Below are 22,196 nucleotides of genomic sequence, written 5' to 3' on the forward strand. Positions count from 1 at the left end.
GCAGCCTTTCATTTTCCCGATTCCTCTTCCATCTAGGCGGGCAGGAAAAACCGAGGGATTCGCAATGCGGCTTTTCGGCCTCAGAAACGCGGCTTTGGGTCTGGCGCTGATCGCGGGCTTAAGCGTCACCGGCATCGCGGCAGCGCAGGACAGCGGCAATGTTCTCGGCGACATCATGCGCGAGTTGCTGCGTGGTTCCGAGGACGCGCCGACCGCGCCTGTCACGCCCGCCGAGCCGCAAAAGCGCGTTCCTTTCGGTCGGGAGGACATGCAGCTCTCCTTCGCGCCGCTGGTGAAGGCGACCACGCCCGCCGTCGTCAACGTCTATGCGACGCAGAAGCCCAAGGAATCGCTCTCGCCCTTCGCCGGCGATCCTTTCTTCGAGCAGTTCTTTGGCCGCCAGCTGCCGCCGCGCGCGCAATCCTCGCTTGGTTCGGGCGTCATCGTGGACCCCAGCGGGCTGGTGGTCACTAACAATCACGTCATCGCCAATGCAGACGAGATGAAGGTCGCGCTTTCCGACGGGCGCGAATTCCAGAGCAAGGTTCTGCTGAAGGACGAGTCGCTCGATATCGCGGTACTCAAGATCGACGCGCCGGAGCCGTTCCCGGTCGTCCCCATCGGCGATTCCGATGCGCTCGAGGTCGGCGATCTCGTGCTCGCCATCGGCAATCCGTTCGGCGTCGGACAGACGACCACCAGCGGCATCGTCTCGGCGCTGGCCCGCTCGCACATCGGCGTGTCGGATTTCGGCTTCTTCATCCAGACTGACGCCGCCATCAATCCCGGCAATTCGGGCGGCGCGCTGATCAATATGGGCGGCCAGCTCATCGGCATCAACACGGCCATCTACAGCCGCAGCGGCGGCTCCATCGGCATCGGCTTCGCCATTCCGTCGAACATGGTTCGCGCCGTCGTGGAATCGGCGAAGAACGGCAATGATTTCTTCGAGCGTCCCTATATCGGCGCGACCTTCGAGCCGGTGACGGCGCAGATCGCCGAGGCGCTCGGCATGATGAGCCCGAGCGGCGCGCTGGTCGCCTCGGTCGATGACGGCGGTCCGGCGGCGAAGGGCGGGCTGAAGGCGGGCGACGTCGTGCTGTCCATGAACGGCACCACCATCGAGCATGTGGATGCGCTCGGCTATCGCCTTGCGACGCAGCCGGTCGGAGCCACGGCCATGCTGGCGGTACTGAGCGGCGGCAAGCAGAAAGAGGTCGATGTGGTGCTCATCCGCGCACCGGTCGGGCAGTCCAGCGCCGAGGTGACGATCGAGGGCGACAATCCGTTCGCCGGCGCCAAGGTGGCGGCGCTGTCGCCCCGCGTGGCGCAGAGGCTGCGTGTGCGTGCGGAAGGCAAGGGCGTCGCGCTGGTCGATATCGACCCTGCTTCGCCGGCCGCGCAGTTCGGCTTCCGGCCGCGCGACATCATCCGCGAGGTGAACGGGGTGGAGATCGATACGCCGGAGAAATTGCAGGAGGCCGCGTCGGCCGATCAGCGCTGGTGGCGCTTTACCGTGGAGCGCAACGGCCGCCTGATAAAGCAGATGTTGCGTTACTGAGCGGCCGGCACGATATAGATCGCGACGCCGTCATCCTCGGGCTTGTCCCGAGGATCTACAGCCTTGCGAAAGGAAGCTATGGCCGGCTTTCTTCACACGAGTGTTGGCAGATCCTCGGGACAAGCCCGAGGATGACGGTGTGACCGGACTCAACGACAAAGATTTTTATGGCCGATCTGTTCACCGTCGATGAACCGAAGAAAGCGCCGACCGGAAGGCCGCTGGCCGACCGGTTGCGCCCGCGCACGCTGTCGGAGGTCGTCGGGCAGGAGCATCTGACCGGCGAAGATGGCGCCCTGACGCGGCTGATCGCTTCCGGCTCGCTCGGCTCGATGATTTTCTGGGGGCCGCCCGGCACCGGAAAGACCACGGTCGCGCGCCTGCTGGCCGGCGAAACCGATCTGGCCTTCGAGCAGATTTCGGCGATCTTCTCCGGCGTCGCCGACCTCAAGAAAGTGTTCGAGGCGGCCAAGCTCAGGCGCGCCAACGGCCGGCAGACGCTGCTGTTCGTGGACGAGATCCACCGCTTCAATCGCGCCCAGCAGGATTCCTTCCTGCCGGTGATGGAAGACGGAACGGTTGTTCTGGTCGGCGCGACGACCGAAAATCCGTCCTTCGAGCTCAATGCCGCCCTTCTGTCTCGGGCGCGCGTTCTCGTCTTTCACGCGCTCGACGAGGCTAGCATCCTGAAACTTCTTTCGCGTGCGGAGGAGATCGAGGGCAGGCCGTTGCCGCTGGACGAGGAGGCGAGGGCGGTCCTGCTGCGCATGGCGGACGGCGACGGCCGTGCTTCGCTCACGCTTGCGGAGGAGGTCTGGCGTGCCGCGCGTCCCGGCGAGATTTTCGACGCCGAGGGGTTGCAGCACGTCGTGCAGCGCCGCGCGCCAGTCTACGACAAGAGCCAGGACGGCCACTACAATCTGATCTCGGCCCTGCACAAATCCGTTCGCGGTTCCGACCCCGACGCGGCACTCTACTATCTCGCCCGCATGTTCGACGCCGGCGAGGACCCGCTCTATCTCGGCCGCCGGTTGGTCCGCATGGCGGTGGAGGATATCGGGCTTGCCGATCCGCAGGCGCTCGTCATCGCCAACGCAGCCAAGGACGCCTACGACTATCTCGGCTCGCCGGAAGGCGAACTCGCCTTCGCGCAGGCCTGCGTCTATCTCGCCACCGCGCCGAAATCGAACGCCGTCTACACGGCGTTCAAGGCCGCGACTTCCGCCGCCAAGGAACATGGGTCCTTGCTGCCGCCCAAGCATATCCTCAACGCGCCGACGAAACTGATGAAATCGGAAAGCTACGGCGCGGGCTATCGCTACGACCACGACGAGCCGGACGCGTTTTCCGGTCAGGATTACTTTCCGGAGAAGATGGGCCGCCGCACCTTCTACGATCCGCCGGATCGCGGCTTCGAACGCGAAATCCGCAAGCGGCTGGACTATTGGTCAAAACTGCGCCGCGAGCGGAATAGCTGAACTGGCTGGATTTTTGCCTCGTCAGGCGCATTGACGCTGCGCGGCGAAGACATAGAACGGCAAGCATGTGGAACATCGCCCTCGTCGCCGTCGGTGGCGCCATCGGTGCCTCGATCCGGCATCTTGCCAACGGACTTGCCCTCAGGCTGGTCGGCTCTTCTTTTCCGTGGGGTACGATGGCGATAAACATCGTCGGTTCGCTCATCATGGGTGTGTTCATCGAAGTGCTGGCGCGGCGCTTCAACGCATCGAACGAACTGCGCCTGTTCGTGGCGACGGGCATTTTAGGCGGATTCACCACGTTCTCCGCCTTTTCGCTGGATTTCGCCGTGCTTTGGGAGCGCGGCGCTCTGGCTTCGGCGCTTGGCTATGCTCTCGCCAGCGTGATCGGGTCGATACTTACGCTTTTCCTCGGCCTGTGGCTCGCCCGCAGCTTCGCCTGATGTTATTGCCCCGCCTCTGATAGGACAGTGACATGGCAGGCGTCGAACAGATCAAGGTCGAGGAAGGCGAGGCGGGCATGCGCCTCGACCGCTGGTTCAAGGTGCATTATCCAGGCCTCGGCTTTGGCCATTTGCAGAAGCTCCTGCGCTCCGGCCAGATCCGTGTCGACGGTGCGCGCGCGAAATCGGATACCCGTGTCGAGCCGGGCCAGGCCGTCCGCGTTCCGCCGCTGGATGTCGACCGCAAGGGCGCCGGCGCCGATCTCACGGTGAACACCATTCGCGGCACCGGCGACGGTGATCTCCTGTCGAAGATGCTGCTGCACGAGGACCCCAAGGTTTTCGTCTTCAACAAGCCTTCCGGTCTGGCGGTGCAGGGCGGTTCCGGTGTTACGCGCAATGTCGACGACATGCTGGAAGCGTGGCGCAACAAGAAGGGCGAGAAGCCGCGCCTTGTGCATCGCCTCGACCGGGACACGTCCGGCGTTCTGGTCATTGCAAGGACGCGGCTAGCGGCGATGAAGCTTTCCGAAGCGTTCCGGGCGCGCGAGACGAAGAAAACGTACTGGGCGCTGGTCAAGGGCGTGCCGCGCAAGCGCGAGGACAAGATCTCGACCTGGCTGATCAAGGAGCAGACCGCCGACGGCGACCGCATGCGTGTCGCAAGGCACGGCGAGGAAGGAGCCGATCACGCCGTCTCGTTCTATCGCGTGATCGAACAGGCCGGCCAGAATCTCGCCTGGCTGGAGATGGAACCGTATACCGGCCGCACGCACCAGTTGCGCGTTCACGCGGCCCATATCGGTCATCCGATCATCGGCGATCCGAAATATTTCGAGGCCGATACCAACTGGGAGTTCCCCGGCGGTCTCCAGAATCGCCTGCATCTGCATGCGAGGCGGATCGTCATCCCGCATCCGGACGGCGGGGTCGTGGACGTCACGGCTCCCTTGCCGCCGCATATGCGCCAGAGCTGGAATCTGCTCGGCTTCGACGAAGCGGCGGCCGGCGGGGAGAACTAGCGTTGCCGCGACCCGTTGCAATTTTCGGTGCTATTGCCCGCCACTCCGCGAGACGGCGCTCATGACGTCGCTCGGGATTGAACGTCGGCAATCGATCGATATCGCCGCCGCCGCCATCATGCTCGGCCTCACCTTCTCATGGGGGCTGAACGGCGTCGCGGCCAAGCTTACGAACACGGGCTATGATCCCGTTTTCGCCGTGCTCGCCCGGTCCGCGCTGGCCAGCGTGCTCATCTTTTTCTGGTGCCGTCTCCGTGGAATCCCGCTTTTCGAGCGGGACGGCACGCTGGTGGCCGGCATCGTCGCGGGCGTGCTGTTCGGGGCGGAGTTCGCGCTGATGTTCATCGGCCTGGATTTCACGAGCGTCGCACGCGGAACGCTGCTGATAAACACCATGCCCTTCTGGGTGCTGATCGGCGGTCACTTCCTGCTTGGCGAGCATATGTCGGCGCGCAAATTCGCCGGCCTCGCTTTCGCCTTCGTCGGTGTCGCGCTCGTCTTCTCCGACAAGCTCAGCCTGCCGACGCCCGATGCGATTGTCGGAGATGTGCTGAACTTCCTTGCCGGCATACTGTGGGCGGCCACGACGCTGGTCATCCGCCGGAGCCGTCTGCAGTTCGTCAGCGCGGAAAAGGTTCTGCTGTATCAACTGGTGGTTTCCGCGATCGTGATGGTGCCGTTGCTCGCTCTTGCGGGCCCGCCGGTGCGCGACGGCAACTGGCTCGCAACCGGCGCAATGCTGTTCCAGGCGTTTTATGTTGTCGGGTTCACCTATGTCGTGTGGTTCTGGCTGATGGGCCGGTATCCGGCATCAGGCCTGACGAGCTTTGCCTTTCTTTCGCCGGTTTTTGGCGTGCTGTGCGGAGCGCTGCTTCTTGATGAGCCGCTTTCGTGGCGCATATTCGCGGCTCTGCTCATGGTTGTCGTGGGTCTCATCATCGTCAACCGGCCAGCGCGCCAGAAGGCCTGAAGCATTCCGGGAGATTTCGATGCGCGACATTCTCAGCGATCTCGAACAGGGCAAGCTTCTTTCCGACCCCGACCCTGCCCGGCGCGCGCAGATCCAGATGAAGGCTCCGGCCGTCAAGCGATTCTACAATGACGTTTCGGTCGCCGAAACGCCGGAAGGGTTCGCGGTCCATCTCGACGGCCGGCCGGTGCGGACGCCGGCGCGCGTGGTCATGATCATGCCGACCAGAGCGGCCGCCGAGCTCGTGGCCGCGGAATTCGCCGCGCAAGAGGAGCATTTCAACCCGGCTTCAATGCCGGTCATGCGCCTCGTCAACACCGCGATCGACGGCGTTGCGTCGGACCCGCAGGCCGTTCTGGAGGACATCCAGCGCTTCGCGGCCAGCGATATGCTGTTTTACCGCGCCGATTCTCCCGAACGGCTGGTGCAGCGCCAGGCCGACACATGGGACCCGATACTCGATTGGGCGCGCGAAGTGCTGGGCGCGCGTTTCATTCTTTCCGATGGCGTCATACATGTCGAGCAGCCGCGCGAGTCCATCGCGGCGGTCGGCCGCCATCTCAAGGAACGGGGCAATCCGCTGCTGCTCGCTGCCCTGCATGTCATGACGACGCTGACCGGCTCAGCCCTGATCGCGCTTGCTATCGAGCATGGCGAGATCAACGCGGAGCAGGGCTGGACGGCGGCCCATGTCGACGAGGACTGGAACATCGAGCAGTGGGGCGAGGATTTCGAGGCTGCGGCGCGCCGGGCCTCGCGCAAGGCCGAAATGATGTCCGCCGTCAATCTGATCGAAGCCCTGAAAGCCTGATACGTCGCAGCGACCGCTCAACCGGACTTGGCGCTCCGCAGGCGGTATTCCAGCAGCCGGAACAGTCGCTTTTCGAAGCCGTCGCTTTCCACCCGGTCGAAGCGCTGCTGTTCGCGCTCATGCTTGTCGAGAATGCGTTTTGTCACCGTCGACGCGCGATCCGTCACCTTCTGGCAGGTACGGAGGCTTCCTATGGCCATCAGCGCCTTTTCCAGCTCGCGTCCATGATTCTTGGCGATGATGACATGCGCCTCCTCATGCCGCTTGATGTCCGCGGCCAGCGTCGACCAGATGAAGCGCGTCTCGCTGCTCGCTTTTCGCCCCGGCTTCCATCGCGGCAGGATCACCTTGGCGGTGATGGTGACGCGTGCGGTTTCGAGGGTGCAGCGGTTTTTCTGCTGCCTCCAGCTCAGCTTTGTCTTGAATTCCATGCGCGTCGCACCCGGGTGGCGTTGACCGGTGGTGCCGACATTGGGACCGCGCCGCTCAAGCTCGCGCTCGATGTCTTCCAGCGTGCTTCCGCCGATGGAGAAATAGCTGTAGCTCTTCCTGAGATCGGCAGCCCTTGCCGGCGCCATGGCGACGAATACAGACAGCAAGGCCAGCGCGGCTGATTTCATGAACCTTGCTCCTGCATATCCTTGCTTTGGCCACCGCAACGCGCAATGACGAAAAACCACTGCGGCGCGGTACATCCCGACGACACTCTATCCATGCGAATAGTTTCGAAACAATGGCATCTGGCGCACGGACGCGCGCTCGAACTCGGTCCGACGGCGCGGATCATGGGCGTATTGAACGTCACGCCGGACAGTTTTTCCGATGGCGGACGTTTCGACAGGCTCGATGACGCCGTCGCGCAGGCCGAGCGGATGATCGAGGAAGGCGCCGACATTGTCGATATCGGCGGCGAGACGACGAAGCCGGGCGCTGTTTCCGTCAGCGCGTCCGAGGAGCAGGCCCGGGTCCTGCCGATCATCGAAACCTTGGCGGCGCGCACCCCGGCGCTGATCTCGATCGACACCTATCGCGCGGAGACGGCTCGCCTTGCCGTCGAGGCGGGCGCGCATATCGTCAACGATGTCTGGGGCTTGCAACGCGAACCTCATATAGCGGAGGTGGCCGCGGCAACCGGTGCCGGGCTAGTCGTCATGCATACGGGGCGAGAGCGGGTTGTCGATCCTGACGTGATCGCCGACCAGAAGACCTTTCTCGGAAAATCGCTCGAGATCGCCGCGTCGGCCGGCGTTCCGCCTCAAAGGATCGTGCTCGATCCCGGTTTCGGCTTCGCCAAGGAGACGATGGAGATCAATCTCGATCTGATGGCGCGTTTCGAGGAACTGCACGCGCTCGGCTTCCCGCTGCTCGTCGGAACATCGCGGAAACGCTTCATCGGCGGGCTGACGGGCAGGGCGTCTGACGACCGCGACGTCGCCACGGCCGCGACGAGCGCCATATTGCGCCTCAAGGGCGCCGCCATTTTCCGTGTCCACAATGTCGCATTCAGCAGGGACGCGCTCGTCTTTGCCGATGCTATGCTTGCCCGGCAAGGGCACCAACAGGATCGCTGACGCGTGACATATCTCATCCGCCTGAAGAACTGCGCCTTCTTCGCGCGCCATGGCGTCCACGACGAGGAGGAGGCGCTCGGGCAGCGTTTTTACGTGGATGCGGTCCTTGCTGTCGATCCGGGCGACGCGCTGGAGAGCGACAGCATCGACGGCACGGTCGATTACGGAGTCGCCTTCGGCGTGATCGAGAAGATCGTCACCGGCGAGCGCCGCTTCCTCATCGAGGCGCTGGCGCTGGCTGTCGCCAAGGCGCTCATCGCGCGCTATCCGCAGATCAGGCGCGCCGAAATCACGGTGCGCAAGCCGAATGCGCCGGTCGCCGGTGTGCTCGACCATGTCGAGGTGACCGTTGTCTGGCCGGGTTGAGGTGCGCGCCTTTCTCGGCCTCGGAGGCAATCTCGGCGATCCGGCGGCGTCCATGGCTTCCGCCCTGAAGATGATCGACCGGGACGCCGCGACGCGTGTCGTCGCGGTATCGTCGCTTTACCGCACGCCGCCCTGGGGCAAGACCGACCAGCCGGATTTCCTCAACTGCGCCGCCGAGATCGCGACCGGCCGCGATCCGCGCGAATTGCTGGACCTGTGCCTCGCGACCGAGCAGGCGCTGAAACGGGTCCGCGCCGAGCGCTGGGGTCCGCGCATCGTCGATCTCGATGTGCTGGTCTACGGCGATGCGACCATCGAGCAACCCGGCCTGGCCATACCGCATCCACGCATGCTGGAGCGCGCCTTCGTCATGGTGCCGCTGGCCGAAATCGCCCCGACGCTCACGCTGTCGGGCCGCAGCGTCGCCGATCACGCCGCCGCTCTCGATGTCGAAGGCATCACACGGCTGGAAACGCCCGCCGCGTGGTGGCGCGGATAGGCGTTGGGATTTCAGCCGGCGAAGCCGCCCTCGTCGAGAAACGCCTGTTCATCCGGTGTCGTCTCGCGGCCCAATATGCGGTTGCGGTGCGGAAAGCGGCCGAAACGCCTGACGATGTCGTGATGCCCGACGGCATGCTTCAGGAATTCGCCGCCGAGCGGTTCATTGAGCTGCACCGCGAGTTCCTGATCCGTCAGGTCTTCGGAATGCGAGAACGGCAGATAGAAGAACACGCGGGCGGACGCTTCGATCTTCTGGTCATGCCCCGCGGCGAGCGCCTTGCGTGCGAAATAGCGGGCAAGGGGATCCGTGGCGTACATGTGGCCGGTGCCGCGAAAGCTGTTGCGGGGAAACTGGTCGAGCAGGATCATCAGCGCGAAGGCGCTTTCGAAATGCTCGATCCAGTCGTCGTGCTCGCGGCGGGCAGCGGCGAAATGCTGGTCGAGAAAGCGCGCCTTGAATTCGGCGTCGAACGCCTCGTCCTTCGCGAACCATGCCTCGAAGCCCGCGTCCAGCCAGAAGCTGGCGCAGGCCTTGGCTTTCGGATCGGGTGATCCCGTCACGGCGTCCTCCTATCCTGCATTGTCTTCGGCGAGGTCGTTCGGCTGCCGGCCCAGGGCGTCCTGCGTCTCTTCGTTCATGGCGCGGCCTGGCCGCTTCGGTGGCGTCAGCGGCGTCGGAACCGGCATGTTGCCCTTGAAGTATCCGCGGCCGGCCTGCAGGCCGCCTGTCATCTGGGCTTCCAGCCGCGCGCTGTCGCGTCGACGGACATCGGCGATCACGTCCGCCGCTTCCTCTTCGTCGATGCCGAGCGTTTCAAGCACCGCCTGACCGAAGGACAGCGCGGATTCGAATGTCTCGCGGACCTGATAATCGACGCCGATATTGATCAGGTCCAGCGCGATGCCGCGGTCGAACGCCCGCGCCATGATCTTGGCCAGCGGAAACTCCGATTTCAGGACTTCGGCGATCCGCACCGCCGTCTCGCCCTTGTCGACGCAGATCAGGACGGCCTGGGCGCGTCCGGCACCCGCCGCATGCAGTATGTCCGGCCGCGTGCCGTCGCCATAATAGACCTTGAAGCCGAAACTGGCGGCCGCCTGGATCATCTCGACGTCATTGTCGATGATCGAGACGTCGACGCCGCGCAGAAGCAGCGGCTGGCTGGCGATCTGACCGAATCGGCCGAAGCCGATGACAAGCACGCTTCCTTGCAGCCCGTTCGCCGCCTCGACGCCGTCGAGCGACACCTCCTCGCGCTTCGGCAGGAGACGGCGCATCCCGATGATCGCCAGCGGCGTCAGCACCATGGAGATGATGATGATCGCCGTGAGCGTGGCGTTCTCCTCGCCGTTTATGATGCCGACGGCCATTGCCGACGAATAGAGGACGAAGGCGAACTCGCCGCCTTGCGCCATGATAACGGCGCGCTCCAGCGCTTCGGCGTGCCCGCTCTTCAGGAGGCGCGCGACGAGATAGATGCCGAGGGCCTTCACCACCATGTAGACGATCACGAAGGCGGCGATGAGCTGCCAGTTCGCCGCGACCACGGTCAGATCGAGCGACATGCCCACGGCCATGAAGAAGAGACCGAGGAGGATGCCGCGGAACGGTTCTATGTCGGCCTCGAGCTGGTGGCGGAAGGTCGATTCGGACAGCAGCACGCCGGCGAGGAAAGCGCCCATCGCCATGGACAATCCGCTGGACTGCATGACGAGCGCGGCGCCCAGCACCACAAGCAGCGCCGCCGCCGTCATGACCTCGCGCGCATGCGCGTCCGCCAGAATGCGGAAAAGCGGGTTGAGCAGGTAGAGACCGGCGACCACCAGCGCGACGATCGCGGCAAGCCCGATCCCGACGTCGACGAAGCGCTCGGCGAGGCTGGTCTCCACAGCCCCCGGCGCGAGGAAGGCCACCAGCGCCAGCAACGGCACGATGGCCAGATCCTCCAGAAGAAGGATGGAGACGATCCGCTGTCCTTTCGGTTCGGCGATTTCGCCGCGCTCCTCGAGCACCTGCATGACGACGGCGGTCGACGTCAGCACGAAGCCGGCGGCGGCGACGAAAGACGCGGCGATCGGAAAACCGGCGGCGAATCCCACGGCGGTCAGCAGCAGGGCGCAGAGCCCGACCTGAAAGATGCCCAGCCCGAAGATCTCGCCCCTCAGGTTCCAGAGCCGGCTCGGCCGCATCTCCAGCCCGATGATGAAAAGAAACATGACGACGCCGAGTTCGGCGACGTGCAGGATTGCGGCAGGGTCCGAGAATACGCCGAGCCCGAACGGGCCGATGACGAGACCGGCGGCAAGATAGCCGAGTATCGAGCCGAGCCCGAGACGCTTGAAGATGGGGACCGAAATCACGCCGGCGCCGAGCAGGGCGACGACGCTGATCAGTTCGCTATTCGCTGCTTCCGCCGCCATGCGTGGCCCGTTCCCGGTCAGAGTGAGTTCATACGCGGCAAGGGCGCATGCACGTCAACATAATGAACGTTCGGCGGAATCCAACCTGCAACAGACGCGCTTGTCGGCGCGATGACGAGAGAATGGCTGTGATGAGAGGAAAAGCGCGGCTTGGCCGGCACGATGCCTGCCGGATCGCGACGTCAGTCGATGGAGCCGACCGTCGCGCCGTCGACACGCCTGAGGTTCACGCCGATCACCGGCACCAGCTTCTTGTCGACCTTGACCGACACGGTGACGTTCATCGTGTTGTCGTCGGGTATGCGCGCCTGCATGACGCCGTCGAGCTGTGCGCGGTTGACCGCGAGGATGACTTTCTTTTCGTCGACGACGTTGCCCGAGACGATGTCGAGGCCCTTGCCGGCGGCGCCGTCCATGAACTTGCCCTTGTAGTTGCGGCCGTTGTGTTCGAACGACGCTGACATCTTCTGCGTGAACACGCCGACACGGCAGTCGCCGTCGAGCGACATGCCGGCCTTGCCGGATTTCGCCGAACCGGTGAAGTTGCACACGAATTTCGTACCCTTGTATTTGCCCGCGACGATCTCCCCGGGGCCGGTCCATGTGCCGGAAACGTTGCGGAAAAACGCTCCGTCGCGGTCTCCCGCGGACGCCGGAACGGAGAACGCCGCGGCAGCGGCCAGCGATAGACAGGCAAACGACAGGGCACGCTTCATCGGGACTTTCCGCAGGCAGAGAAGGCTGAACTGATCGACCCGAACCATGCCCAAGAATGGTTAACGGTTTCTTCGACCGGGAGCCAGACGCCCGCTGGATAGCCTTGCAGCCGAAGCCGCGAAATCCCTGCGGCGCTTACTTTTCCTGCGTTTTCCGCGCCGTGAAAGTGGTCAGCGCCGAAAGGAAATCGCCGAGGCCCGGACGTTTCGTGGCCGCGAAGGGAAGCGGGCGTGCGGTCTCCATGGCGGCGACGCCGATTCGCGCCGTCATCATGCCGTTGATGACGCCCTCTCCGAGCTTGGCCGAAAGCCGCGCGGCCAGGCCGTGGCCGACCAGTTGCTGCACGATGCTGTCGCCGGCCGCGATCGAGCCGGTGACCGCGAGATGGGCGAGCACGTCGCGGGTAAGGCGAATGAAGCCGAGCGTGCCCGGCCGGCCGCCATAGAGCTGCGACAGCCGGCGGATAAGCCGGCCCGATTCGAATACGACATAGGCGATGTCGACCAGCGAGAGCGGGCTGACCGCCGTGACCAGAGAAACACGCTTGGCGGCGTCGAGCACCAGCGTCTTGGCCTGTATGTCCAGCGGCAGGAGAAGCTCGGTTTCCGCGAGCCGCACCAGATTCGCGCCGTCGATGATATCGCCGCGCAAGTCTTCGAGGGCGCGTCGGCCGGCGGCGGTTTCCGGTCGCGTGGCGAGCAAGGCGATAAGTTCGTCGGTGACGGATCGCGCGGCCTTGGGATCGTCGCGAAGGATTGCGTCGGCGCCGCGCTGGCGCAGTTTCTCGACGGAGGCGAGGCGGAACAGGGCCAGCATTTCGCGCGCAAGGATGATGACGAGCGACAATGCAACCGCCGCCGCCGCCGCAACGCCGACCCAGCCAAGCCAGTCCGCGCGGCTGAAAAGGTCGCGGATGAGCTGATCCGTCCAGAGGCCGAGCGCCAGTGTCAGCAGAGCGCCGAGCGCGCTCCAGAAAATAGCCGCGAGCCGCGAGCGGCGGCGCGGCGCGACAGGCAGCGGCGGTTGGTCGGCGGCTTGCGCTTCGACGTCGAACACGTCGATCTCGGCAGGCACGACGACCGCGGTATCGGGTCGGGCGGCGCGCGGCTTGCGCACCTGCGGTTCCGACGGACGCTCGGCTTCCGGCACCGGTTCGGTTTCGGTTGTTATGCGGAAGGATGCGGGTTTGCGTGGCGTCGTCATGCCAGGCGGTCTCCGAGCAGGAACTGCAACGCCCGGTCGAGGCGGATATGCGGCAGCGATAGCGTCACCCCCTCGGTGGAGCGTTCCAGTTTCGGCGGCCGGAAACGGACGAAGCGCAGCGCAAGCTCCCCCGGCGCCGCCTTCAGCGCCGTTTCGGGCGAGACTGGCAGGTCGCCGGGAAACACCGCCGTCTCGGTCTTGCCGTCAAAGGTCTCGTCGCCGATCGTTTCGCCCTTGAGCGGCGTGCCGATGATGACCGGCAGCGTCTCCCGTCCGTGCTTCACCGTGCCCTCGCGCGTGGCGCGCACGGCCGCCATGGCGAGGACCTCGACCTCGGCGCCGGAGAAATCGGCGCGTTTGATGGCGCGGTCGGCAAGCCGCCGGACGATGGTCTGCAGCCGGTCGTGACTTTCATGATGCAGGTGGTCGGCCTTGGTCGCGGCGATGAGGATGCGGTCGATGCGCCGCGAGAACCAGTCGGTTAGGAAGCTGCCGCGTCCCGGCCGGAAGCAGGCAAGGATCTCCGTCAGCGCGCGTTCGAGATCGGCCACCGCGTCCGAACCGGCATTGAGCGATTGCATGGCATCGACGAGCACGATCTGGCGGTCGAGCCGCGTCACATGCTCGCGGAAAAACGGCTTCACCACATGCGACTTGTAGGCTTCGTAGCGGCGCTCCATCATCGCGTGCAGCGATCCGGAACGTGCGCGCTTGTCAGCGAGATCGGGCAGGGGCGCGAATGTCAGCGCCGGAGACCCTTCGAGATCGCCCGGCATCAGGAAACGGCCCGGCGGCAGCGTGGAAAGCGCGCGCTCGTCATCCTTGCAAGCCTTGAGATAGGCCGAAAAGGTCTCGGCGAGCCTGCGTGCCGTCATCTCGTCGGCATTGGCGTCGGGATCGACGGATTGCGCCGTTGCACGCCACGTCTCGGCAAGGTCATGACGGTTCGCGAGTTCCGCCAGTTCGAAGGACTCCATCGAGAATTGCCGGTAGGATTTGCCGAGCAGAGGCAGGTCGAGCAGCCACTCCCCGGGATAGTCGACAATGTCGACCGAGAGTTTTCCGGCGGAGAACATGCGGTTCCAGCCGGAAGCCGACTCGTATTCGATGGTGAGGCGCAGTTCGGAGATCGCGCGCGTCGAATCCGGCCAGACGCGCGACTTGATCAGCGCCTGGACGTGGTCTTCGTATTGGAACCGCGGCACCGCGTCGTCCGGCTGCTCCTCCAGGTAGGCGCGGCTTATGCGTCCCGACTTCTGAGCCTCGAACAACGGCAGGCGGCCGCCATGCAGGATGTTGTGGACCAGCGCGGATATGAAAACGGTCTTTCCCGCCCGTGACAATCCGGTGACCCCCAGGCGGATCGATGGCGCGAACAGACTTCCCGTCCGCTCCGACAGCGTATCGAGCGCGATCAGCGCCTCGTCGGCAATGGTGGTGAGTGAGGCCAATCGCTGCTCCATCCGCAACAGCGATATAGGGGTGAAAGCGGGAATTTGAAATGCGGGCGCGCCGCCTCAAATGTTTCCGGGGTGGAGGAATGCGTCGAGCCAGCCTTTGCCCGGCGCGACCTGCGAAAGTGGCCCGTCGAACCGGATGACCGCCAGCCCGGCTGTGGGGAAGCCGCCTGCGAGCACGCCGAGCGCATTCATGTCGCCGCCACCCGGGAGCGCCGTGCCCAGATCCTCCATCATCGGATTGTGGCCGACCAGAAGCACGCTCTCGGCCGCGCCGACCGTGCGTATCGCGTCGAGATATCCGCCTGCATCGGTGCTGTAGAGTGTTTCGGAATAGGCAACGTTTTCGGCCTTCAGGGAAATGGCCACCCCTTCCAGCGTCTCGCGGGCTCTCAGCGCGGCCGAGCAGAAGATCAGTGCGGGCTTGTATCCATCCCTGGCCATCGCCGCGCCCATGGCGCGCGCATCGCGACGGCCCGTCTCGTCCAGCGGGCGGTCGTAGTCGCGCATCCCGGGCAGCGCCCACCCGGCTTTCGCGTGTCGAAGCAGAAACACCCGGCTCAAAATCAATGGCTCCCGTGCCTGCGGTCCAAACCTTCCGCAATTGCTTTAGCGGCAGGCGCGGTGGTGTGCAATTGCCTTGGTTCTCGGCAGGTTGCGGCACCGTTATGACAAAAGATTCAGCAGTTTATACCGCAGCGTTGCATAAGGATCACGACACCTCATGCGGCGTTAACATTCCGATGATCGGCGCGCGATAAATCTTGTTTCGACAATCTTGCCCGAATATATAGGCGCCGAAATGACGGGTCTTGGGATGAGTCGAATGAGTGCGCTCGTGGAAGCAGACTATACGCCGTCCGAAGAGGAGCCGTTCATGAACGAACGGCAGAAATCCTACTTCAGAGCCAAGTTGATCGCCTGGAAGAACGATATCCTGCGTGAAGCACGCGAAACGCTGGAAATCCTGCAACAGGAAAATGCCAACCACCCCGATCTCGCCGATCGCGCCTCCTCGGAGACCGATCGCGCCATCGAATTGCGGGCGCGAGACCGGCAGCGCAAGCTGATCTCCAAGATCGACGCAGCGTTGCAGCGCATCGACGAAGGCACCTACGGCTATTGCGAGGAGACTGGCGAACCGATTTCGCTGAAGCGCCTCGACGCCCGGCCGATCGCGACCTTGTCAATCGAAGCGCAGGAGCGCCACGAGCGCAGGGAAAAGGTCTATCGCGAAGACTGATCGGTTTTCGCCGGGGTACGGCGGAATCGTCAGGCCTGACTTTTACTTCTTTCCGCCGGACAGCTCGCCGAGAAGACGCGTCATCTCTTCCTCCAGCGAGGCCTCGGGCCGTTTCGCGGTTTTGTCGCGTTCGTTGTCGAGGGAGACTTCAAGCTCATGGAGCAGCGTTTCGTCTATGTCGTCCACGGCGGGCTTTGCCGCCGGCGGCGCGGGACGGGGCGCAGCTCCGGAAGGCAGCGGCGCGGCCTGACGCGGGATGGAGCGGATCTCGGAGGTCGGTTCGTGCGGCCGCTGGGTGACGGGCTGCGCGACGGGACGTGACGCCGGAGCACCGCTTTGGGCGGGGCGCGGAGCGGTTCCGGCGGCGGGAGGCGGCGCATCCGCGGGCCTTGGCCGCTGCGCGGCCGTCTGATTCGCTCCTTCCGGGGGCGCGGGACGGCGCACCGGCGCGTTGAGCCTGATGTTCTGCTCGACGACGATGTCGCTGGTCCCGCCGATCAGCAGCAGGTGCTCGACATCGTCACGCCGTACGAGCACCAGCCGGCGATGACTGTCGACCGCCGTCGCGTCCATGATGGCCAGCCGGGTCTTGCGGTTGCGCCCGCCGGCGACGAAGGTGCCCGACGACGCGCGGCGGATGACCTTCACCACGATCAGAATGGCCACCAGCGCGGCGAGCGCCGCCAGCGTCCAAAGCACCGCAGGCACATATTGCGGTCCTGCAATGCTTTCCAACCATTCGAGCATAAGGCTTCCCCATACGACCGACTGAAAGAGTAGACTTTAGACGAGTGCGTCTGCAAGTTGCCAATATAGCGCGCCGTGGCAAGGGTTTTCGCCAGCTTTTTCCGTCAGGCACTTCACGCGATTCGCAGAATATGATCCAAGCGCGAGAGGGAATCGCGCTACCGGGGACGCCGAGCAGAGGGCAATGGCCAAAGAGAATCGCAGCGATTTCAACCCGGCACCGGTCGTCGACAACGTCATGCGGCCGGGCGCCATCACGCGCCTCATCATCTTCATCATCGTGCTGATCGGCGGAGCGTTCGTCTTCGGCTTCTTTCGGGACCGTTTCGGCAATCCGTTCCTGCTCGGCCTGCTCGGCGTTCTGGCGATGATCGGCGTCGGCTATCTTTTCGCCACGGCGATTGGCTTCGTGCAGATCGCGCCGCGGTCGGGCGGCGGCGATCTCTCAAAGTCTTTCGTCGACTCCATGAAACAGGGTCTCCTGGTCACCGACGGGCGCGGGCACATCATCTATGCCAACCGCGCCTATGGCGACATGACCGGCGCCGCCTCGGCGGCCGACCTGCGCCCGCTGGAAAGCATCCTGTCGGACCTGCCCGACGCGTCCGCGCTCGCTTACCGTCTGGCCAAGGGGTTGAAGGACGGCGCGGCGGGGGACGGCGAATTCCGGCTCCAGCAGTCGCTCAGGCCGGGCGGCGAAGCCGGCGCGCACTGGTACCGGGTGCATGCCCGCCGCTTCCCTTCGCCCGGTCATCGCGAGCCGTTGCAGGCCTGGCAACTGGCGGACATCTCCCACGAACGTGCCGAGCAGGAGCGGTTCTTCCTCGACCTGCAGAAGGCGATCGACCATCTCGATCACGCGCCGGCTGGTTTCTTCTCCGCCGATCCGGACGGCAAGGTCACCTATGTGAACGCCACGCTGGCCGAATGGCTCGGCATCGACCTCGCGAGCTTCAGCCCCGGCTCCATTTCGCTGCACGACATCGTCGCGGGTGACGGCATGGCGCTCGTCCGCTCGGTGAAGGCCGACCCCGGCACGACCCGCAACGCCGTCATCGACCTCGATCTTGCGACCTCCAGCGGGGAAGCGCTGCCGGTGCGCTTCATGCACCGCGTCACGGCGAGCCGCGAGGGCCAGCAGGGCGCGACGCGCACCATCGTGCTCAATCGCGCGGAGGGCGAGGACGTTTCGGCCGAACTGCGCGCGTCCGAGGTGAGATTCACGCGCTTCTTCAATTCGACGCCGATGGCCATTGCCGGGATCGACCAGCGTGGCCGCATTCTGCGCACGAATGCGCCGTTCCTGTCGCTTTTCGCCAGCGTGGTCGACCGGGATGCCGTCGACCGCCGGATAAGGCTGGACACGGTGATCCACGAGCGCGACCGGGCGGCCTTTGCGAGCGCGGTCGAGAAGGCCAAGCAGCATCAGGCGGATATTCCGCCCATCGATACGGTCCTGCCGGACAATGAGGAGCGCCATGTGCGCTTCTACGTCAACGCCGTGGTCGACGGTATCGGCGACGAGGGCGCGGAGGAGGCTGCGATCGTCTACGCGGTCGAGACGACCGAGCAGAAGGCCCTCGAAAGCCAGATGGCGCAGAGCCAGAAGATGCAGGCTGTCGGACAGCTCGCAGGCGGCATCGCGCACGATTTCAACAATGTGCTGACCGCGATCATCATGGCGTCGGATCTTCTTTTGACGAACCATCGTCCGTCAGACCCGTCCTTCCTCGACATCATGAACATCAAGCAGAACGCGAACCGCGCCGCCTCGCTCGTCCGCCAGCTGCTTGCCTTCTCGCGCCGGCAGACGCTGCGCCCGGAAGTGCTCAGCCTGACCGACGTTCTGGCGGATTTGCGGATGCTGCTGGCGCGGCTCGCGGGCAACGACATCACGCTGAAGATCGACCACGGCCGCGATCTGTGGCCCGTCCGGGCCGATCTCGGGCAGTTCGAGCAGGTCATCGTCAACCTGACGGTCAATGCGCGCGACGCGATGCCGGACGGCGGCGGGCTGACGGTGCGCACCCGGAACGTCACCGCCGCCGAATGCGCCGACTACGGCTACCGCGAACTGACGCCGGCGGATTACGTGCTCGTCGAGGTGCAGGACACCGGCACCGGCATAGAACCCGAGGTGATCAAGAAAATCTTCGAGCCGTTCTTCACCACCAAGGAAGTGGGGAAGGGCACCGGCCTCGGCCTTTCCATGGTCTACGGCATCGTCAAGCAAACGGGCGGCTTCATTTTCTGCGAATCCGAGGTCGGCGACGGAACGACGTTCCGCATCTTCCTTCCGCGCCATATTCCGGAGGTCAAGCCGGCCGATCCCGCCCTTCCGGAAGGCGGCGCGGCTGCCACCGCATCCGCCAAGCCGGCCGAGGCGAACAGGGATCTTTCCGGTTCGGCCGTGGTGCTGCTCGTCGAGGACGAGGACGCGGTTCGCATGGGCGGCATGCGCGCGCTGAGATCGCGCGGCTATACCGTGCATGAAGCATCGTCCGGCGTGGAGGCTCTGGAAATCTTCAACGAACTGGAGGGCAAAATCGACATCGTCGTCTCCGACGTCGTCATGCCTGAGATGGATGGGCCGACCTTGCTCGGCGAACTGCGGAAGCTTCAGCCGGACATCAAGTTCATCTTCGTTTCCGGCTATGCGGAAGATGCATTCGCCAAGAACCTGCCAGCCGACCAGAAGTTCGGCTTCTTGCCGAAACCGTTCTCCCTGAAGCAACTCGCCACCGTGGTGAAGGAAGTGCTGGAAGGCTGACCGACGCCACGCGGACAGACCACGCCGGTCGGCCGACCCGAAGCCGCGAAAAGAGTTATTCCTATTCGCGCCCCGGCTCTTATTGTGCGATGATGCCGCCGGGATCGCGGTTCTGGGGATTGGGATGACGCCGCATCTGGAGGCCGCGTCGGGCGACTATGCGGAAGCCGTGCTTCTTGCCGGCGACCCGGACCGCGTCGCGTTCATTGCCAAGACCATGCTTGAGAACGCCCGCTGCATCAACAGGGTGAGGGGCGCGCTCGGCTTCACGGGCTTTCATCGGGGCAATCGCGTCAGCGTGCAGACTTCCGGCATGGGGCATGGGTCGTTTGCCATCTACGCCAACGAGCTTGTGACGTTCTATGGCGTCAAAACTCTGATCCGGGTGGGCAGCTGCGGCAGCCTGACGCCCGAGATCGGACTGCGGGAAGTCGTCGTCTCGGAGAAGGCGGTCACCGATCAGGTTTCCGGTGGCAGCACCTTCGGCACCGTCGAACATGGCATCCGCGCGGATGCCGGCCTGCTGGAATTGACGCGACATCTGGCGCCCGAAATCGGATGCCCGGTTCATTGGGGCCTGACGGGCGCGAGCGACTATTACTACCATCCGCTCGGTCTCGCGCGGATGTCCGGCCTTATGGCCGACCGCGCGATCGCCATCGATATGGAAACGCATGCGCTTTATGCGCTGGGGGAGCGTCTCGGCATCCGCGCCTTGTCCATATGCACGGTCGTCGACAGCCTCGTCGCAGGCGACGCGATCGAACGCGCCGAACGGCAGGCGGTGTTCGCGCCCATGGCGCGTCTCGCGCTCGATGTCGTCGCACACGCGGCCGCCTGAGCGCCGGACAATTTCACGCCAGCCTGCATTCCGGCTAATATTACAAACAGATTGGTGAGTCGGGTTGCGCCGCTTCCGCAAGGGAGCAAGGTTGGCGCAGGCGTCGAGCGATAGAAGGAGTTCAGTTCCAAGTCGGTTCATTGCGTTGGCAGGTTTTGGGGGCACGAAACCAATGCAGGACAATATCGAGGACTGGGCCAAGCGGCGGCTGACGGAGCGCGTCGACTTGCAGACGGCAATCACCATATTGCGTGAGCGAGGCTACGACATCGATGAGATGCTCGCGGAACTGACGCGTCTTTTCTACGTCGATCTCGACGAATTCAACGAACTGGTCCAGGCGGCCTGATCGCTCTTTCGGCGGGATTGCGCGCGAAGCAGGCGTCCGGGCGGCGTCTGCTTGGACATTTTCCATTTTTCGCCGCAATTGACATACAGGCAGAATCACGGCGGGTGGACGCACGAGAACGTGATCCGAGCTGGAGAGAGGGATTGATGAAGACCAAGATTATTGCGGCCGTTGCGGCCACCGCGCTGCTGGCCGCGTGCACGACCGATCCCTATACCGGACAGCAGAAGGTGTCGAACACCGCCGGCGGCGCCGCGATTGGTGCGGGGCTCGGCGCTTTGGCCGGCATCGCGCTCGGCGGCGGCAACGACCGCCGCAATGCGCTGATCGGCGCGGGCGTCGGCGCTCTGGCCGGCGGCGCGATCGGCAACTACATGGACCGCCAGGAGGCCGAGCTGCGCGCCCAGCTTCAGGGGACGGGCGTCAGCGTGACGCGCAACGGCAACCAGATCATCCTGAACATGCCTTCGAACATCACCTTCGCGACCGATCAGGACCAGGTGATCTCCAGCTTCTATCCGACGCTGAACTCCGTCGCGCTGGTCATCAAGAAGTTCAACCAGACCATCGTCGACGTCTACGGCCACACCGATTCGACCGGCAGCGACCAGCACAATCAGGATCTGTCGGAGCGCCGCGCCATGTCGGTCGCCAACTACCTCTACAATCAGGGCATCGACGGTCGCCGCTTCGCTGTGCAGGGCTACGGCGAATCCCGCCCGATCGCGTCGAACAGCACGCCTGACGGCCGCGCCGCCAACCGCCGCGTCGAAATCCAGCTTTCGCCGTTGTCGTAACCTGTGAAACTTAGAGCTCGCGGGCGATCCGCGCCGCGAGCCGGGCGTTGTTCTCAACCAGCGCGATGTTGGTCTTGAGGCTGGCGCCGCTGGTGATCTCGAGAAGTTTGGCGAGGAGGAAGGGCGTGACCTCCTTGCCGCCGATCTTCTGATCGACCGCCGCCTGCTGAGCCGTCTCGATATATCCGGCCATGATTTCGGCAGGTATTTCCGATTCCGCCGGAACGGGATTGCCGACGAGCATCCCCCCGCCCAGCCTCAGAGCCTGCCGCGTCACGAAGAAGCGCGCGATCCGCTTCGGATCGTCTAGCCGCAGCGGCGCCTTGTGGGGCGACTGCCGCGACCAGAAGGCCGGCATCACGTCCGACCCGAACACGACCACGGGAACGCCGCGCGTCTCCAGCACCTCCAGCGTCTTCTCGATGTCGAGTATGGCCTTCGCGCCTGCCGAGACCACGATAACGGGTGTGCGCGCCAGTTCGTCAAGGTCGGCGGAGATGTCGAAGCTGGTCTCTGCCCCCTTGTGGACCCCGCCTATGCCGCCGGTTGCGAAGACGCGGATGCCGGCGAGCGCGGCCGCGATCATCGTGGCGGCGACGGTGGTGCCGCCGGTGCGCCGCTCCGCGACGGCGAAGGCCAGATCGGCGCGCGACAGCTTCATCGCGCCGGAGACCTGGGCGAGAGCTTCCCGCTGGTCCGTGGAAAGCCCGATCTTCAGCCTGCCGTCCACCACCGCTATGGTGGCGGGCGTCGCGCCTTCCTCGGCGATGATCGCTTCCACGCGCGCGGCCATCCGGGCGTTGTCCGGGTAGGGCATGCCATGCGTGATGATCGTGCTTTCCAGCGCTACGACCGGCGTGCCGGCGGCAAGCGCAGCCGCGACAGGCGCGTCGATGTCGATGAACTGGCGAGCGGCTTCAGGTGTCAT

Annotated in this window: 23 protein-coding genes; 14 read left to right on the forward strand and 9 right to left on the reverse strand. The window is 64.6% G+C overall.

What is annotated here, in order from left to right; translation table 11 throughout:
• Nucleotides 1-64: 64 nt before the first annotated feature.
• From M9955_20945 to M9955_20970, 6 genes are all read left to right on the forward strand, one after another.
• Entirely contained in the window at nucleotides 65-1,561 is a 1,497-nt protein-coding gene (locus M9955_20945) for a DegQ family serine endoprotease (protein MCO5084111.1), read from the forward strand.
• A 167-nt stretch (nucleotides 1,562-1,728) separates the two neighbouring features.
• On the forward strand, nucleotides 1,729-3,039 hold the full coding sequence (locus tag M9955_20950; GenBank protein MCO5084112.1) for a replication-associated recombination protein A: 1,311 nt from the start codon (nucleotides 1,729-1,731) through the stop codon (nucleotides 3,037-3,039).
• Nucleotides 3,040-3,104: 65 nt separating this feature from the next.
• Nucleotides 3,105-3,482, forward strand: coding sequence for a fluoride efflux transporter CrcB (crcB, locus tag M9955_20955; GenBank protein MCO5084113.1), 378 nt, complete (start codon nucleotides 3,105-3,107; stop codon nucleotides 3,480-3,482).
• 32 nt (nucleotides 3,483-3,514) lie between these two features.
• The gene (locus M9955_20960) at nucleotides 3,515-4,504 is read left to right on the forward strand and encodes an RluA family pseudouridine synthase (protein ID MCO5084114.1); all 990 of its coding nucleotides are present in this window, start codon (nucleotides 3,515-3,517) and stop codon (nucleotides 4,502-4,504) included.
• A gap of 61 nt (nucleotides 4,505-4,565) precedes the next feature.
• Nucleotides 4,566-5,474 (forward strand): DMT family transporter, encoded by a 909-nt coding sequence (locus tag M9955_20965; GenBank protein MCO5084115.1) that lies wholly within the window; start codon nucleotides 4,566-4,568, stop codon nucleotides 5,472-5,474.
• Nucleotides 5,475-5,493: 19 nt separating this feature from the next.
• Nucleotides 5,494-6,285 carry an ATPase gene (locus M9955_20970; GenBank protein MCO5084116.1) on the forward strand — a complete coding sequence of 264 codons (792 nt, stop codon included), beginning with the start codon at nucleotides 5,494-5,496 and terminating at the stop codon, nucleotides 6,283-6,285.
• Between the two features lie 17 nt (nucleotides 6,286-6,302).
• On the opposite strand, the gene M9955_20975 is transcribed toward M9955_20970, so the two are convergent.
• Complete coding sequence (locus M9955_20975) at nucleotides 6,303-6,905, reverse strand: DUF922 domain-containing protein (protein MCO5084117.1); 603 nt, start codon at nucleotides 6,903-6,905, stop codon at nucleotides 6,303-6,305.
• 93 nt (nucleotides 6,906-6,998) lie between these two features.
• Between M9955_20975 and folP the strand changes: the two genes are divergently transcribed.
• From folP to folK, 3 genes are read left to right on the forward strand one after another with little or no spacing between them, the layout of a single operon-like run.
• Entirely contained in the window at nucleotides 6,999-7,856 is an 858-nt protein-coding gene (folP, locus tag M9955_20980) for a dihydropteroate synthase (GenBank protein ID MCO5084118.1), read from the forward strand.
• 3 nt (nucleotides 7,857-7,859) lie between these two features.
• On the forward strand, nucleotides 7,860-8,222 hold the full coding sequence (gene folB, locus M9955_20985) for a dihydroneopterin aldolase (protein MCO5084119.1): 363 nt from the start codon (nucleotides 7,860-7,862) through the stop codon (nucleotides 8,220-8,222).
• A complete protein-coding gene (gene folK / locus M9955_20990) occupies nucleotides 8,206-8,721 on the forward strand; it encodes a 2-amino-4-hydroxy-6-hydroxymethyldihydropteridine diphosphokinase (GenBank protein MCO5084120.1) in 516 nt (171 codons plus the stop codon). Before folB ends, folK begins: the two co-directional genes overlap by 17 nt.
• Before the next feature lie 11 nt (nucleotides 8,722-8,732).
• Here folK and M9955_20995 read toward each other — a convergent pair whose 3' ends face one another.
• The 6 genes from M9955_20995 to M9955_21020 all read right to left on the reverse strand — a co-directional run bounded on the left by M9955_20995 (nucleotide 8,733) and on the right by M9955_21020 (nucleotide 15,085).
• Complete coding sequence (locus M9955_20995) at nucleotides 8,733-9,284, reverse strand: DUF924 family protein (GenBank protein ID MCO5084121.1); 552 nt, start codon at nucleotides 9,282-9,284, stop codon at nucleotides 8,733-8,735.
• Between the two features lie 9 nt (nucleotides 9,285-9,293).
• Nucleotides 9,294-11,144, reverse strand: coding sequence for a monovalent cation:proton antiporter-2 (CPA2) family protein (locus M9955_21000; protein ID MCO5084122.1), 1,851 nt, complete (start codon nucleotides 11,142-11,144; stop codon nucleotides 9,294-9,296).
• 182 nt (nucleotides 11,145-11,326) lie between these two features.
• Nucleotides 11,327-11,860, reverse strand: a complete 534-nt coding sequence (locus tag M9955_21005) for a hypothetical protein (GenBank protein ID MCO5084123.1) — start codon at nucleotides 11,858-11,860, stop codon at nucleotides 11,327-11,329.
• Between the two features lie 136 nt (nucleotides 11,861-11,996).
• On the reverse strand, nucleotides 11,997-13,064 hold the full coding sequence (locus tag M9955_21010; GenBank protein ID MCO5084124.1) for a TIGR01620 family protein: 1,068 nt from the start codon (nucleotides 13,062-13,064) through the stop codon (nucleotides 11,997-11,999).
• Nucleotides 13,061-14,515 carry a YcjX family protein gene (locus tag M9955_21015; GenBank protein MCO5084125.1) on the reverse strand — a complete coding sequence of 485 codons (1,455 nt, stop codon included), beginning with the start codon at nucleotides 14,513-14,515 and terminating at the stop codon, nucleotides 13,061-13,063. Before M9955_21015 ends, M9955_21010 begins: the two co-directional genes overlap by 4 nt.
• Before the next feature lie 66 nt (nucleotides 14,516-14,581).
• On the reverse strand, nucleotides 14,582-15,085 hold the full coding sequence (locus M9955_21020; GenBank protein ID MCO5084126.1) for a histidine phosphatase family protein: 504 nt from the start codon (nucleotides 15,083-15,085) through the stop codon (nucleotides 14,582-14,584).
• 262 nt (nucleotides 15,086-15,347) lie between these two features.
• Between M9955_21020 and dksA the strand changes: the two genes are divergently transcribed.
• Entirely contained in the window at nucleotides 15,348-15,764 is a 417-nt protein-coding gene (dksA, locus tag M9955_21025; protein MCO5084127.1) for an RNA polymerase-binding protein DksA, read from the forward strand.
• 42 nt (nucleotides 15,765-15,806) lie between these two features.
• On the opposite strand, the gene M9955_21030 is transcribed toward dksA, so the two are convergent.
• Nucleotides 15,807-16,511, reverse strand: coding sequence for a flagellar biosynthetic protein FliO (locus tag M9955_21030; protein ID MCO5084128.1), 705 nt, complete (start codon nucleotides 16,509-16,511; stop codon nucleotides 15,807-15,809).
• A gap of 184 nt (nucleotides 16,512-16,695) precedes the next feature.
• On the opposite strand from M9955_21030, the gene M9955_21035 reads away from it, so the two are divergent.
• The 4 genes from M9955_21035 to M9955_21050 all read left to right on the forward strand — a co-directional run bounded on the left by M9955_21035 (nucleotide 16,696) and on the right by M9955_21050 (nucleotide 21,268).
• Nucleotides 16,696-19,281, forward strand: coding sequence for a response regulator (locus M9955_21035; GenBank protein MCO5084129.1), 2,586 nt, complete (start codon nucleotides 16,696-16,698; stop codon nucleotides 19,279-19,281).
• Nucleotides 19,282-19,405: 124 nt separating this feature from the next.
• Entirely contained in the window at nucleotides 19,406-20,122 is a 717-nt protein-coding gene (locus M9955_21040) for a purine-nucleoside phosphorylase (protein MCO5084130.1), read from the forward strand.
• Nucleotides 20,123-20,294: 172 nt separating this feature from the next.
• Entirely contained in the window at nucleotides 20,295-20,471 is a 177-nt protein-coding gene (locus M9955_21045) for a hypothetical protein (protein MCO5084131.1), read from the forward strand.
• A 143-nt stretch (nucleotides 20,472-20,614) separates the two neighbouring features.
• A complete protein-coding gene (locus M9955_21050) occupies nucleotides 20,615-21,268 on the forward strand; it encodes an OmpA family protein (protein MCO5084132.1) in 654 nt (217 codons plus the stop codon).
• A gap of 10 nt (nucleotides 21,269-21,278) precedes the next feature.
• On the opposite strand, the gene M9955_21055 is transcribed toward M9955_21050, so the two are convergent.
• On the reverse strand, nucleotides 21,279-22,196 hold the full coding sequence (locus M9955_21055; protein MCO5084133.1) for a pseudouridine-5'-phosphate glycosidase: 918 nt from the start codon (nucleotides 22,194-22,196) through the stop codon (nucleotides 21,279-21,281).

It is taken from the genome of Rhizobiaceae bacterium, assembly GCA_023953845.1.
Classification (GTDB): Bacteria; Pseudomonadota; Alphaproteobacteria; order Rhizobiales; family Rhizobiaceae; genus Arvimicrobium.

What these genes read in the sequence shown, in the direction of transcription:
- M9955_20945 (MCO5084111.1), top strand. Translation starts at nt 65, where the DNA reads ATGCGGCTTTTCGGCCTCAGAAACGCGGCTTTGGGTCTGGCGCTGATC.
- M9955_20950 (MCO5084112.1), top strand. Translation starts at nt 1,729, where the DNA reads ATGGCCGATCTGTTCACCGTCGATGAACCGAAGAAAGCGCCGACCGGA.
- crcB (MCO5084113.1), top strand. Translation starts at nt 3,105, where the DNA reads ATGTGGAACATCGCCCTCGTCGCCGTCGGTGGCGCCATCGGTGCCTCG.
- M9955_20960 (MCO5084114.1), top strand. Translation starts at nt 3,515, where the DNA reads ATGGCAGGCGTCGAACAGATCAAGGTCGAGGAAGGCGAGGCGGGCATG.
- M9955_20965 (MCO5084115.1), top strand. Translation starts at nt 4,566, where the DNA reads ATGACGTCGCTCGGGATTGAACGTCGGCAATCGATCGATATCGCCGCC.
- M9955_20970 (MCO5084116.1), top strand. Translation starts at nt 5,494, where the DNA reads ATGCGCGACATTCTCAGCGATCTCGAACAGGGCAAGCTTCTTTCCGAC.
- M9955_20975 (MCO5084117.1), bottom strand. Translation starts at nt 6,905, where the DNA reads ATGAAATCAGCCGCGCTGGCCTTGCTGTCTGTATTCGTCGCCATGGCG.
- folP (MCO5084118.1), top strand. Translation starts at nt 6,999, where the DNA reads ATGCGAATAGTTTCGAAACAATGGCATCTGGCGCACGGACGCGCGCTC.
- M9955_21000 (MCO5084122.1), bottom strand. Translation starts at nt 11,144, where the DNA reads ATGGCGGCGGAAGCAGCGAATAGCGAACTGATCAGCGTCGTCGCCCTG.
- M9955_21005 (MCO5084123.1), bottom strand. Translation starts at nt 11,860, where the DNA reads ATGAAGCGTGCCCTGTCGTTTGCCTGTCTATCGCTGGCCGCTGCCGCG.
- M9955_21010 (MCO5084124.1), bottom strand. Translation starts at nt 13,064, where the DNA reads ATGACGACGCCACGCAAACCCGCATCCTTCCGCATAACAACCGAAACC.
- dksA (MCO5084127.1), top strand. Translation starts at nt 15,348, where the DNA reads ATGAGTGCGCTCGTGGAAGCAGACTATACGCCGTCCGAAGAGGAGCCG.
- M9955_21030 (MCO5084128.1), bottom strand. Translation starts at nt 16,511, where the DNA reads ATGCTCGAATGGTTGGAAAGCATTGCAGGACCGCAATATGTGCCTGCG.
- M9955_21035 (MCO5084129.1), top strand. Translation starts at nt 16,696, where the DNA reads ATGGCCAAAGAGAATCGCAGCGATTTCAACCCGGCACCGGTCGTCGAC.
- M9955_21040 (MCO5084130.1), top strand. Translation starts at nt 19,406, where the DNA reads ATGACGCCGCATCTGGAGGCCGCGTCGGGCGACTATGCGGAAGCCGTG.
- M9955_21045 (MCO5084131.1), top strand. Translation starts at nt 20,295, where the DNA reads ATGCAGGACAATATCGAGGACTGGGCCAAGCGGCGGCTGACGGAGCGC.
- M9955_21055 (MCO5084133.1), bottom strand. Translation starts at nt 22,196, where the DNA reads ATGACACCTGAAGCCGCTCGCCAGTTCATCGACATCGACGCGCCTGTC.